This is a genomic window from Streptomyces sp. NPDC030814, from assembly GCF_055572155.1.
The window spans coordinates 1-12398 of sequence record NZ_JBVIDX010000048.1 but is presented as its reverse complement, the minus strand read 5'-3'; the positions used below and the strand labels follow the sequence as shown (position 1 = coordinate 12398).

Below are 12398 nucleotides of genomic sequence, written 5' to 3'. Positions count from 1 at the left end.
CTTACATAAAGGTTCTTGCATATGTAGGTCGCATAACGGCTGGTGGGAGCGGGTTCGCGCACCCTTGACACACCGATTGGTCTGAGCCAAGCTCCGGCGTACTGGTCTACACCATTGGTCCAGGTCCCGGCCCCATGGGCGGTACGTCTGTCACCGCGGGGAGCAGGGGGGTTTGTGACATCCCTGAGGAATGGCATCCCTGAGGAGGGTGGCGTGAAGCGCAAGCTGACAACCGCGATCTGTGTCGTGGGCATGATGGTCTCCATCGCGGCGTGCGGGGGAGAGAGCGGGGGCTCGGACAAGGCTGCGGACACCAAGGAGCTGACCGTCTGGCTCACGGTGGACGCGCAGAACAACTGGCCGGAACTGGTCAAGGCCGCCGACGCCGCGGTCAAGAAGAAGCACCCCGGAATCAAGATCAAGCACGAGTACTACGGCTGGCCCGACAAGAACGCCAAGCTGGACGCCGTCCTCGCCACCGACAAGGCCCCCGACGTCGTCGAGATGGGCAACACGGAGATGCTCGCCTACATGGTCAAGGGCGCCTTCGCCCCCCTGGACGCGGCGCAGTTCGACAACTCCGGCGCCTGGCTCGACGGTCTCAAGGCCTCGGTGACCTACGAGGGCAAGACGTACGGTGTCCCGTACTACGCCGGCGGCCGCGTCGCCAACTGGCGCAAGGACGTCTTCGCCGCGGTCGGCGTCAAGTCCCCGCCGAAGACGTACGACGAGCTGACCGCCGCCCTCGACAAGGTCCAGAAGAAGCAGGGCGGCAAGTTCAGTGCCTGGTACCAGCCCACCCGTGACTGGTACGCGGCCATGTCCTTCGTCTACGACGCCGGCGGCTCCATAGCAGTCGAGTCGGGTGGCCAGTGGAAGGCCAACCTCTCCTCCCCGGAGTCCGTCAAGGGTCTGAAGGAGTTCCAGCACGTCGTCGACGGCTACATGCACGGCGACAAGACCAAGGACGAGTCCGACCGTTACATCGTCTACGGCCAGGGCAAGTCCGGCATGATCTTCGCCCCCGCCTGGGAGGGTGCGACCGCCGCGGCCAAGGAGAACGACAAGACCGGCAAGCTCGCCGGCCATGTCGAGAACTTCGTGATGCCCGGCCCGTCCGGCAAGAACCTGCCCGTCTTCCTCGGCGGCTCCGACCTCGCTGTCCCCGTGAAGTCCGACGCGCAGGGCGTCGCCGCCGAGTGGATCAACGCCTTCACCGGCCCCGCCGGCCAGAAGGGGCTGATGGAGAAGGGCAACCTGCCCAACAACAAGACGGACCTCGCCACCCTCAAGGACGACCCGGCGACGGCGGTCCCGGCCACCGCGGCCGAGTCCAACTGGTTCGTCCCGATGGCGCCCGGCTGGGGCCAGGTCGAGAAGGCCCAGATCCTCCAGACCATGCTCCAGAACATCGGTACCGGCAAGAAGACGGTCGAGGCGGCCGCGAAGGAAGCGGACGCCGCGATCGACAAGGTCATCAACACCAAGTGACGGTCGACCCCCGGTCGGACCCGGCTCACGGCGCCGGGCCCGACCGGGGGTGCCATCGAGCCCGACCGACGTGTGCCACGAGCCGAGCCGGCGGGTGCATCGCGACAGTGCCGCTAGGGGTCGTGGGGTCGCCGCCCGTGCGCCGTGGCTGGTCGCGCAGTTCCCCGCGCCTTCGGGTGCTTCACCGCCCGGCACCTGACGGGGCGAGGCCGGCGGGGCGCTGATCGGCCCCCCTCTTCATTTGCTTTAGGAGCGCGCCATGAGTGCCGCAGATACGACCACTCCGATCAAGGTGCCGCCACCGCGGCAGGTGCCGCCAGGGCCGCCGGCCGCCGTCGGCTCCGGCACCAGGCGTTCCGGCCAAGCCGCGGTTCCCTGGGCGCTCCTCGCCCCCTGCCTGCTGATCCTCGCCGTCGTCCTCGGCTATCCCCTGGTCCGTCTGGTCACCCTCTCCTTCCAGAAGTTCGGGCAGTCCCAGCTGTGGGGCTTCCAGCCGGCGGAGTCGGTCGGCTTCGACAACTTCGCCAAGGTGCTGGGGGACAGCGAGTTCTGGACGGTCGTCGCACGGACCGTCGTCTTCGCCGCCGCCTGCGTCATCTTCACCATGGTCATCGGCATGCTGATCGCGCTGCTGCTCCAGCGGGTCTCCGGCTGGGTGAGGACCCTCATCAACATCGCGCTCGTGGCGAGTTGGGGCATGCCCATCATCGTGGCCACCACCGTCTTCAAGTGGCTCTTCGACTCCGACTACGGCATCTTCAACGCGCTCCTCAGCAAGCTTCCCGGCGTCGACATGATCGGCCACAACTGGTTCGCGAGCGGCCCCGAAGGACTCGCCGTCATCACCTTGCTGGTGGTGTGGGGCGCCGTGCCGTTCGTGGTCATCACCCTCAGCGCCGGACTCACCCAGGTGCCCAAGGAGTTGGAGGAGGCCGCCCGGCTGGACGGTGCCGGCGCCTGGGGCGTCTTCCGTTATGTCACCCTCCCCATCCTCAAGCCGATCGTCGTGATGCTCACGACCCTCTCGGTCATCTGGGACATGGGTGTCTTCCCGCAGGTCTTCGTGATGCGCAACGGCCACCCGGAGGCCGAGTTCCAACTGCTCACCACCTACTCGTACGACAGGGCCTTCGTGGTCAACGACTATGCGCAGGGCTCCGCGATCGCCCTCCTCACCGTGCTGTTGCTGCTCGGTGTGATCGGCGTCTACATGCGCCAGATGCTGAAGATCGGAGAGGTCGAATGAGCACAGCCGTTGCCTCCGGCCGCCGCGGGTCCAGGCTCGGCTGGAACCTCCTCGGACTCCTCGTCTTCGTCACCGCCGGCTTCCCGGTCTACTGGATGCTGAACACCGCGTTCAAACCGGCCAAGGACGCGATCGACCCCGACCCCGGCCTCCTGCCGACGTCCATCACCTTCTCCAACTTCGGCCGCGCGCTGGACATCGCCGACTTCTGGGGCCCCGTCGGCCGCAGCCTCGTGGTGTCCCTCACCGTGGTCGTGATCGGTATCGTCGTCGGGATGCTGGCGGCCCTCGCCATCTCCCGCTTCGCCTTCCGCGGCCGGAAAGTGGTGATCGTCGGTATTCTGGCCGTCCAGATGGTCCCGCTGGTCGCGATGATCATCCCGGTCTTCCTGCTCCTGAACGACCTGGGCCAGTACGACCGCCTCACCGGCCTCGTCATCACCTACCTGACGTTCATCCTCCCGTTCACGGTGTGGACCCTGCGCGGCTTCATCGTCAACATCCCGCGCGAGCTGGAGGAGGCCGCCATGGTCGACGGCTGCTCCCGCACCACCGCCTTCCTCCGCGTGGTCTTCCCCCTGCTCGCGCCCGGCCTGGTGGCGACCTCGGTCTACGGCTTCATCCAGGCGTGGAACGAGTATCTGTACGCCCTGATGCTGATGAGCCAGCAGAACCAGACCGCCACCGTCTGGCTGGGCAACTTCACCACCAAGCACGGCACCGAATACGCCCCGATGATGGCCGGCTCCACCATGATGGCCGTGCCGATCGTCGTCCTCTTCCTCCTCGTCCAGCGCAAGATGGCCGCGGGCCTCACCGCGGGCGCCGTGAAGGGATAACCACCCGATGACGACTTTCGCCACCGGCTCGACCGGTTCCCCCTCGGGGCAGGACGGCCTCACCCGGGACGCGCTGACGGTCCTCCAGCCCGGGTTCACGGGGACCACCGCGCCCGACTGGCTGCTGCGGCGCCTCGGCGAGGGCCTCGCCTCCGTCGGCCTCTTCGGCCGCAACATCACCTCCCCCGAACAACTCTCCGCCCTCACCGCCCAGTTGCGGGCCGAGCGCGAGGACGTCCTGGTCGCGATCGACGAGGAGGGCGGCGACGTCACCCGCCTGGAGGTCCGCACCGGCTCCTCGTTCCCCGGCAACCACGCCCTGGGCGCCGTCGACGACGTCGACCTGACCCAGGACGTGGCCTTCGCCCTCGGCCGCCGTCTCGCCGCATGTGGCGTCACCTTCAACTGGGCCCCCTCCGCCGACGTGAACTCCAACCCGGCGAACCCCGTCATCGGCGTGCGGTCCTTCGGCGCCGAGCCCGACCTGGTCGCCCGCCACACGGCCGCCTATGTCACCGGGCTTCAGGCCGCCGGGGTCGCCGCCTGCACCAAGCACTTCCCGGGCCACGGCGACACCGCCGTCGACTCCCACCTCGCCCTGCCCCGCATCGACGCGGACCGCCCCCTGATCGAGGCCCGCGAACTGGCTCCCTTCCACGCCGCCATCGCCGCCGGCACCCGCGCCATCATGAGCGCCCACATCCTCGTCCCCGCCCTCGACCCCGACCGCCCGGCGACGTTGTCCCACGGCATCCTCACCGACCTCCTCCGCGGCGAACTGGGCTATGACGGCCTCATCGTCACCGACGGCATGGAGATGCGGGCCATCGCCGGTACCTACGGCATCGAGCACGGCAGCGTCCTCGCCATCGCCGCCGGCGCCGACGCGATCTGCGTGGGCGGCGGCCTCGCCGACGACGACACCGTACGGCGCCTGCGCGACGCCCTGGTCGCCGCCGTACGCACCGGCACCCTTCCCGAGGAACGTCTGGCGGACGCGGCGAACCGGGTCCGGGCCCTGGCCGAGTGGACCCGCCGGTCGACCGGGGGAGCGGCGGCCCGGGGGGTGGACGCCATGGGCGTGGACCTCGGCGAGATCGGCCTCGTCGCCGCCCGACGCGCGCTGAAGGCGACCTTCGCCCGGCTGCCGTACGAGCCTCCCGTCCAACCCCTGTACGTCGCGGCCTTCACCCCGGTGGCGAACATCGCCGTCGGCGACGAGACCCCCTGGGGCGTGGGCGCGGAACTGGCCCGTCTCCTCCCCGGCACCGAGACCGGTACCTTCGCGGGCGACAGCGCCGGCGCCTCCGCCCTCGCGGTGGCCGGCACCCGCCGTATTGTCGCGGTGGTCCGTGACGAGCACCGCCACCCCTGGATGACCGACGCCCTCGACGTCCTCCTCTCCACCCGTCCCGACACGATCGTCGTCGAGATGGGCGTCCCCCAGTCCCCGCCCCGCGGCGCCCTCCACCTCGCCACCCATGGAGCGGCAAGGGTCTGCGGAAGAGCGGCAGCCGAGGTCATCATGAGCGCCCGGTAGCGCGCCGCGCCGGCCGACGGCCCCGGAGCGGCGTACCGGGGAGCCGTCCTCCGCGGCGGCAGGCCGGGCATGCAAGCCGCAGCCGCACAACACAGAGGCGCCACAGCCCCTCCTTCCCGGGCCGTGGCGCCTCGGCGCATCCCCAGCCGTGTCAGATGCCCTGCCAGTCAGGCTTGTTCGCGAAGGTGTGCCGGAAGTAGTCCGCGAGCTTGAGCTTCGACGCGGCTCCCTCGTCGACCACCACCGTGGCGTGCGGGTGGAGCTGCAGCGCCGATGCCGGGCACACCGCCGCCATCGGCCCCTCCACGGTCGCCGCTACGGCGTCCGCCTTGCCCTCGCCGGTGGCGAGCAGCACCAGGTGGCGCGCCTCCAGGATGGTGCCTATGCCCTGGGTGATGACGTGGTGCGGTACCTGCTCGATGTCCCCGTCGAAGAACCGTGCGTTGTCGATCCGCGTCTGCTCGGTGAGGGTCTTGATACGGGTCCGGGAGGCGAGGGACGAGCACGGCTCGTTGAACCCGATGTGCCCGTCGGTCCCGATCCCGAGCAACTGCAGATCCACACCGCCCGCCTCGGCCAACGCCCTGTCGTACGCCTCGCAGGCCCCCGGTATGTCCTCCGCCGTGCCGTCCGGGCCCATGAACGCGTCCATGCCGAGTCCCAGCGGCTCCAGCACCTCCCGGAGCAGCACCGAGCGGTATGACTCGGGGTGGTCGGCCGGAAGCCCCACGTATTCGTCGAGTTGAGCGATCCGCGCCCGCGAGGCGTCCACGGCGCCCGAGCGCACCTTCGCCGTCAGAGCCTGGTAGATCGGCAGCGGGGTCGACCCCGTGGCGACGCCGAGCAGCGCGTCGGGCTTCCGCCGGAGCAACTGCGCCATCGCCTCGGCTATGAGTTCGCCACCCGCCTTGGCATCCGGAACGATGACAACTTCCACGCTGGGCCTGCCGATCTGGAGAGAGGACTCGAATGGGAGTGGGAAGAACTGTGTGGTTTAGACCAATCTAGCAGAGCAGGGTTCGCGCAGGTGTGTCCCGCATCACGTGGATGTGGCCCCTCTTCCATCGTCGCGAGCCCGGCCCTTATGCCAAGGAGCCTCCCGTGGCGTCCACCCAGCTCCCCGTCACCCACCGGCTCTCGTCCGACGCCAGGAATGCCACCACGTCCGCGATGTCGTCCACTGATCCCACCCGGCCCAGCGCCGATATCCCCTCGGCCATCGCACGGCCCGCCTCGGTATCCAGGAACTCGGCGGTGTTGTCGGTCACGGTCAGACCCGGTGCCACCGAGTTCACCGTGATGCCTCGCGGGCCGAGCACCTTCGACAGGTCGCGGGAGAAGACGTCCAGCGCGGCCTTCGTCATCGCGTACGCCATGTGGTGAGGCATCGCGGCGGTCCGTGCGAGCCCCGACGAGATGTTGATGACGCGGCCGCCGTCACGCAGCCGGCCCATGCCGTGCTTGACCAGGAAGAGCGGTGCCTTCACGTTCACCGCGAAGAGCCGGTCGTACTCCTCTCCGTCGATCTCCTCGATCGGGCGGGAGCTGCCGATCGCCGCGTTGTTCACCAGGATGTCCAGCCCGTCCGCGTGCCGGTCGAACTCCTCCCACAGGGCCTCGATGTCTCCCGGCGGGCCGAGTTCGGCCCCCATGGCGAAGGCGGAGCCGCCCGCGGCCTCGATCGCGGCCACCGTCTCCTTCGCGGCCGCCTCGTTCCTCCCGTAATGCACCGCGACCCGTGCGCCGTCGCGTCCCAGTCGCTCGGCGATGCCTCGTCCGATCCCCCTGCTTGCCCCGGTGACCAGCGCCGTCCTGTCCGTGAGCACGCCCATGACGGTTCCCCCCTCCGAATTTTTCTAGCGGTCGCTACAAAAATCACGGTAGACCGGCCCGCTGACGTTTGTCTAGTGCCCGCTATAAAATCCTTCTCATGGTGACCAAGGAGAGCAAGCAGCGCGGCCGTCCCCGCTCCTTCGACCGTGAGACCGCCCTGGAGAAGGCGATCCTGGCGTTCTGGGAGAACGGCTACGAGGCCACCTCGGTCGCCGACCTCACCCGCGTCATGGGCATCGGGGCCCCGAGCCTGTACTCGGCGTTCGGTGACAAGCAGTCCCTCTTCGAGGAGGTGGTCCGCGAGTACGGCAGCCGCTACGGCTCGTTCACCGACCGGGCCCTGGAGGAGGAACCCACGGCACGGGCGGCCGTCGAGCGGATACTGCGCGAGGCCGCCGTCGAGTACACGGACCCTGCCCACCCCCACGGCTGTCTGGTCATCCACGCGGCCACCAACTGCACGAGCCACGAGGTGGAGGAATCCCTGCGCGCCCGACGCAACGCGTGGATCGCGGTCTTCGAGAGCCGTATACGAGCGGACATCGTGGCCGGTGAACTGCCTCCCGGCACAGACGCCTCCGCGCTCGCCCGGCACACCGGCGTGATCATCCAGGGCATGTCCCAGCAGGCGCGGGACGGCGCGACCAGGCAGGAGTTGGAGGCGGTCGCCGAACTCGCCATGACCAGCTGGCCCCGGCCCGTCCGCACCGACGCCCCGGTCCGCGCCTGACGCTCGCGGCCCGCCGCGCCGCAAGGCCGGCCGCCCCCTGCACAGCGCCCCCGAAGCGCCGGCTTGCCCCGATATGCCGCGCCGCCGAAGCAGCCTGCCCCGGCGTTCCGGCCCGCCGGGCTCCCGAACCGGGCTACGCTGCGGGCAGTCCCCGCCCCCGCCCTTGACGGACGGCGGGGGAAGGGAACAACAACAAACACCCGCCAACGCATGGACACACGCAGTGGTCTAGTCAAGAATGGCGTGGTAGGTCATCTGATCGATCAGCGCCTCATCACTGACGATCACTGGCGATCAACACAGGCCTCCGTCTTCCCCGCACAGGAGGACGGACCGAGGAACCGGCGCTCTCTGCCCTGACTGCTCCGGCTCCTCATCCTTCGGTCGATGGGACCGCACACCCCACGGCCGATGTTGCTCCGGGCTGCGGTGCCGGGAGGGTTGAGGGTCCCTCTCAGGCGCCGCGGCCCGCGGGTGCTTCCGGGGCCGGGGGCCATCGCCCTCGGGCCGAGGTCCAGTCGGGGCGCGGCCCACCGTTTCCAGGCATGTCCGTACCGCCAGGTACGCTCGCACACGTGCCCTCCATGAACGAACTCGTCCGCCAGCACACCGCTCTCAGCGACTCCGACCTGGAGTGGCTGCATCTGCTGGTGTCGGAGTGGCAGCTCCTCTCCGACCTCTCCTTCGCCGACCTCGTCCTGTGGGTACCCACCCGCGACGGCACGCGCTACGTCTCCGTGGCCCAGATGCGCCCCAACACAGGCCCCACCTCGTACCAGGACGACATGGTCGGCCACCTGGTCCCGCGCGGCCGTCGTCCCCTCCTGGACGTCGCGCTCGACGAGGGCCGGATCGTGCGCGAGGGCGACCCCGAGTGGCGTGAGGAGGTCCCCGTACGGGTCGAGTCCATCCCCGTCCGCAGAGAGGGCCGGGTCCTCGGGGTCATCGCGCGCAACACCAACCTGCTGACCGTACGGACCCCGAGCCGGCTGGAACTCACCTATCTCCAGAGCGCGTCCGACCTCGCCCAGATGATCGCCGTCGGCGCGTTCCCCTTCCCCGACCAGCAGGTCGACATGGACGCCTCGCCGCGCGTCGGAGACGGGCTGATCAGGCTCGACGCGGACGGCATCGTCCAGTACGCCTCCCCGAACGCCTTGTCCGCGTACCACCGCCTGGGTCTCGCCGCCGACCTCGTGGGCTGCGACCTCGGCCGTACGACCGCGGAACTCGCCCCGTCCCGCGGTCCGGTGGACGAGGCGCTGGCGAAGGTGGCGAGCGGATGGGCGCCACGTGAGTTCGAGATCGAGTCGAACGAGGGTGTCATCCAGTTCCGTGCGATCCCCCTCAAGCCCAAGGGTCCGCGCATCGGCTCGCTCGTCCTCCTGCGGGACGTCACCGAACTGCGCCGCCGTGAACGCGAGTTGATCACCAAGGACGCGACCATCCGGGAGATCCACCACCGGGTGAAGAACAACCTCCAGACGGTTGCCGCGCTGCTGCGCCTCCAGGCCAGGCGCATCGAGTCCGAACGCGGTCGCGAGGCCCTCGAAGAGGCCGTACGACGGGTCGGATCGATCGCGATCGTGCATGAGACGCTGTCCCAGAATCTGGACGAGCGTGTGGAGTTCGACGAGATCGCCGACCGGGTGCTCGCCATGGTCGCCGAGATCTCACCGGGCAAGGTCACCGGCCGGCGCACCGGACGCTTCGGAATCCTCGACGCGGAGGTGGCCACCCCGCTGTCCATGGTCCTCACCGAGATCCTGCAGAACGCCCTCGAACACGGCTTCCGGGAGGGCGACACCGGCACCGTGGAGGTGTCGGCCGTGCGTGGCGGGACCACCAAGGAGAGCCGTCTCCTCGTCACCGTCCAGGACGACGGCGTGGGTCTGCCCAAGGGCTTCGACCCGCACCGTTCCGGCAACCTCGGCCTGCAGATCGTACGGACCCTGGTGGAGGGCGAGTTGGGCGGCTCCTTCGACATGGTCCCGGCTCCGGACCGGGGCACCCAGGTCATCCTCGACATTCCGGTGCGCGCCCAGAAGTAGCGGCGCGCTCGGGGAGTGCATCCCTCGTGGCCCGTCGTGCGGGTCGACGTACGGACAAAGAGCGCCCCCGGCAGGGCTGCGGGGCCCATGGCGAACAGCACTGAGCCCCGGACCATCGTGTGGTCCGGGGCTCAGTCTCGTCGCTGATTAGGCGCACCGGGGGCACTGCGCGCTGCGGCTCGGGGGCGGGAGATGCGTACTCGCTGTACGCGCCGCCAAGCTCAGGCTATTGCTGGGTGGGATTGTCAGGCGGAGGCCTGACGGGCCCGGTTGCGGGCGGCGCGGCGCTTCATGGCGCGGCGCTCGTCCTCGCTGAGACCACCCCAGACGCCGGAGTCCTGGCCGGACTCAAGCGCCCACTGCAGACACTGCTCGATAACCGGGCAGCGACGGCAGACAGCCTTGGCTTCCTCGATCTGCAGCAGCGCAGGACCGGTGTTGCCGATGGGGAAGAAGAGCTCGGGGTCTTCCTCGCGGCAAACGGCGTTGTGACGCCAGTCCATGGCTGCTACCTCTCCTTGGTATTACATGCACGTTGCTTGTGAATGTGAACGCTTTCACGAATCCCTCAACAAGTGAAGGGCCGATCACCAGGCGGACTGGTGTGGTCCTGTGATTTGAGGAGGGGTTCTGGCGCTTGCTTGAGCCGGTGTTGCGGGCTGTCCCGAGCGCCACGTAGAGACTCGCAAACCTCAGCGGCGGATACAACCCCTTCCGGAAAGTTTTTTTTGATTCCTCGGTGTCGACTGTGTCACAGCCGTACTTCCATGGGGTGGATCCTGGCCTAAACGTTCGAGTGGAAGGACTTTTGCCCGTTCCGCTCACACAATCACACGCAGTGCACGGCGTACGCCTGTGAACGTCACGCTCGTACGCAGTCCGAGGTGGTCGCCGTCCATCTGGAGGGGGAGGGGCACCTTCGAATGCAAGGTGAAGTCGGTCAGGTCGTGCAGGGTGGTGGCGTGCTTGCCATGGGGTCCCCGCTCGGGGGACGAAGTGAGCAACTGCGTGGCATACCGGGCAAGAGCGGCCGTCGACATCCGGCTGAGGCCGAGCACGTCGAGGCCTTTATCGAACGAGGCCTTAGGCGACGCGTACACCGGGCGATTGCCGAGAAACGTCCACGGGGACGTGTTGCAGACTATGGACAGCACAAGATCGGAAATCGGTTCCTCGCCGGCCCGCTCCAGAGTGATCGTGCCGTTCCTGCGGTGGGGCTCTTCCAGGAACTGCCGGAATGCCTGGCGCAGGTAAAGAGCGTGTGTGGATTTCCGTCCGCGCTCGCGCTGTTGCTCGACCCGGCCGATCACACCGGCGTCGAAACCGAGGCCGGCGCAGAATGTGAACCAGCGGGACGGCACCGCCTCGTCCTCCGTGCCCGGGGTGCCCGAGGCCATGCCCAGACCGACCGTGCGCTCGCGGTTCTCCCGGAGGGCGTCCAGAAGGACGCCGGTGGCCTCCACGGCGTCGTTCGGCAGACCGAGGGCGCGAGCGAAGACATTGGTGGAACCGCCGGGAACCACGGCGAGGCGGGGGAGACGGTCCGGGTCGGGGCCGTGGTGCAGCAGGCCGTTGACGACCTCGTTGACCGTGCCGTCACCGCCGAGCGCGACGACCAGTTCGATGTCGTCCTTGCCCTCGGCCGCCTGGCGGGCGAGGTCGTTGGCGTGGCCGCGGTACTCGGTGGTGACCGCCTCGAGCTTCATCTCGCTCGCCAGTGCGTGGATCAGGACATCGCGCGTACGTGCGCTTGTGGTGGTTGCTGCCGGATTGACCACGAGAAGTGCACGCATGAGTTGCAGCGTACCTACTGAGCGGTACTCGTCCCATACCGAGGTGCGGATCAAGGGGGAGATCGTGTAGTGACGAGGAGCACGTGATGGCGTACGGGCGGCCGGGGTGCGTCCCGGTGCCGGGGCTACCCTTCAGGGGTGAGCCCTCAGCAGAACCCCACGCCGGACGCTTCCGACACCGAGCCCCGCCCCGGCCGGCTGACCGCCGCGGCGGCACTGGCCGCGCTGGAGGGGATCGCCCTGCTGGTCGGCGGCGGCGCCATGCTCGTCCTGGGCTTCACCGGCGACTCCGGCGACCTCAGCACCGGCGTCACCGGGGGCATCACCCTCATTGCGCTGGCCCTGCTGCCGCTGATCGCCGCGCGCGGACTGCTGCTGCGGCGCAGCTGGAGCCGGGGGCCCGCCGTGATCACGCAGATCATGGCGCTGCCGGTGGCGTACAACCTGCTCCAGGCGGACAGCGCGGCGATCCCGGCGGGAATCGTCCTGGCCGTGGTCGCGATCGCGGCGCTGGTACTGCTGATCAACCCGGCGACGACTCAGGCCCTCGGGATCCAAGGGCCTGGCCGGGCGGAAGAGACGAAGCGTTAAGGGCTGTCCCGTGATCCCCGGTGGATCAGCGCACGGCGTCGGATGCTGGGGGCACCTCCCACGCCGTTCAGGCAGTGGGTGAGCATCGCAAGGCGGAGGGGCGTCCGCATACGGGATGTATGCGGGCGTTCCGACAACGCGGCGAGTGCCGTGGCCGGCGTCGTGCGCCCGCCGGGGATGACGGGACAGCCCTTAGAAGTCCTAACGAAATGATCTCCGAGGTGGTTGGATCACTCCGGGACCGATGATCCGGGGGTGCGAGGTGGCGCGGCCGAAGCCGTGGG

At 68.9% G+C, this 12398-nt stretch carries 11 protein-coding genes; 7 read left to right on the top strand and 4 right to left on the bottom strand.

Annotation, left to right across the window (positions count from 1 at the left end; genetic code table 11):
• Window positions 1–213: 213 nt before the first annotated feature.
• The 4 genes from ACZ43N_RS42020 to ACZ43N_RS42005 all read left to right on the top strand — a co-directional run bounded on the left by ACZ43N_RS42020 (window position 214) and on the right by ACZ43N_RS42005 (window position 5116).
• Window positions 214–1491, top strand: coding sequence for an extracellular solute-binding protein (locus ACZ43N_RS42020; protein WP_468105065.1), 1278 nt, complete (start codon window positions 214–216; stop codon window positions 1489–1491).
• A 259-nt stretch (window positions 1492–1750) separates the two neighbouring features.
• Window positions 1751–2737: a carbohydrate ABC transporter permease gene (locus tag ACZ43N_RS42015; RefSeq protein WP_468105063.1), complete on the top strand. Its 987-nt coding sequence runs from the start codon at window positions 1751–1753 to the stop codon at window positions 2735–2737.
• Entirely contained in the window at window positions 2734–3576 is an 843-nt protein-coding gene (locus ACZ43N_RS42010; protein ID WP_468105061.1) for a carbohydrate ABC transporter permease, read from the top strand. The genes ACZ43N_RS42015 and ACZ43N_RS42010 overlap by 4 nt, the downstream gene beginning before the upstream one ends.
• Window positions 3577–3583: 7 nt before the next feature.
• On the top strand, window positions 3584–5116 hold the full coding sequence (locus tag ACZ43N_RS42005; protein ID WP_468105059.1) for a glycoside hydrolase family 3 protein: 1533 nt from the start codon (window positions 3584–3586) through the stop codon (window positions 5114–5116).
• A 151-nt stretch (window positions 5117–5267) separates the two neighbouring features.
• Here ACZ43N_RS42005 and nagB read toward each other — a convergent pair whose 3' ends face one another.
• Window positions 5268–6053 (bottom strand): glucosamine-6-phosphate deaminase, encoded by a 786-nt coding sequence (nagB, locus tag ACZ43N_RS42000; protein WP_468105057.1) that lies wholly within the window; start codon window positions 6051–6053, stop codon window positions 5268–5270.
• A 145-nt stretch (window positions 6054–6198) separates the two neighbouring features.
• Entirely contained in the window at window positions 6199–6948 is a 750-nt protein-coding gene (locus ACZ43N_RS41995; protein ID WP_468105055.1) for an SDR family oxidoreductase, read from the bottom strand.
• A gap of 98 nt (window positions 6949–7046) precedes the next feature.
• Here ACZ43N_RS41995 and ACZ43N_RS41990 point away from each other — a divergent pair, with 98 nt between their 5' ends.
• Together ACZ43N_RS41990 and ACZ43N_RS41985 are read left to right on the top strand one after the other, a co-directional pair.
• Window positions 7047–7679, top strand: coding sequence for a TetR/AcrR family transcriptional regulator (locus ACZ43N_RS41990; protein ID WP_468105054.1), 633 nt, complete (start codon window positions 7047–7049; stop codon window positions 7677–7679).
• Between the two features lie 575 nt (window positions 7680–8254).
• Complete coding sequence (locus tag ACZ43N_RS41985; RefSeq protein WP_468105052.1) at window positions 8255–9730, top strand: sensor histidine kinase; 1476 nt, start codon at window positions 8255–8257, stop codon at window positions 9728–9730.
• Between the two features lie 245 nt (window positions 9731–9975).
• On the opposite strand, the gene ACZ43N_RS41980 is transcribed toward ACZ43N_RS41985, so the two are convergent.
• Complete coding sequence (locus ACZ43N_RS41980; RefSeq protein ID WP_003992873.1) at window positions 9976–10233, bottom strand: WhiB family transcriptional regulator; 258 nt, start codon at window positions 10231–10233, stop codon at window positions 9976–9978.
• A gap of 318 nt (window positions 10234–10551) precedes the next feature.
• Window positions 10552–11523, bottom strand: a complete 972-nt coding sequence (locus ACZ43N_RS41975; RefSeq protein ID WP_468105107.1) for a diacylglycerol/lipid kinase family protein — start codon at window positions 11521–11523, stop codon at window positions 10552–10554.
• A 138-nt stretch (window positions 11524–11661) separates the two neighbouring features.
• On the opposite strand from ACZ43N_RS41975, the gene ACZ43N_RS41970 reads away from it, so the two are divergent.
• The gene (locus tag ACZ43N_RS41970) at window positions 11662–12114 is read left to right on the top strand and encodes a hypothetical protein (protein ID WP_468105050.1); all 453 of its coding nucleotides are present in this window, start codon (window positions 11662–11664) and stop codon (window positions 12112–12114) included.
• Window positions 12115–12398: the final 284 nt, after the last annotated feature.

Bases quoted from the DNA above. Each gene is read 5' to 3' on its own strand.
- ACZ43N_RS41995 (WP_468105055.1), bottom strand. From the start codon at position 6,948: ATGGGCGTGCTCACGGACAGGACGGCGCTGGTCACCGGGGCAAGCAGG.
- ACZ43N_RS41980 (WP_003992873.1), bottom strand. From the start codon at position 10,233: ATGGACTGGCGTCACAACGCCGTTTGCCGCGAGGAAGACCCCGAGCTC.
- ACZ43N_RS41990 (WP_468105054.1), top strand. From the start codon at position 7,047: ATGGTGACCAAGGAGAGCAAGCAGCGCGGCCGTCCCCGCTCCTTCGAC.
- ACZ43N_RS42010 (WP_468105061.1), top strand. From the start codon at position 2,734: ATGAGCACAGCCGTTGCCTCCGGCCGCCGCGGGTCCAGGCTCGGCTGG.
- ACZ43N_RS41975 (WP_468105107.1), bottom strand. From the start codon at position 11,523: ATGCGTGCACTTCTCGTGGTCAATCCGGCAGCAACCACCACAAGCGCA.
- ACZ43N_RS42015 (WP_468105063.1), top strand. From the start codon at position 1,751: ATGAGTGCCGCAGATACGACCACTCCGATCAAGGTGCCGCCACCGCGG.
- ACZ43N_RS42005 (WP_468105059.1), top strand. From the start codon at position 3,584: ATGACGACTTTCGCCACCGGCTCGACCGGTTCCCCCTCGGGGCAGGAC.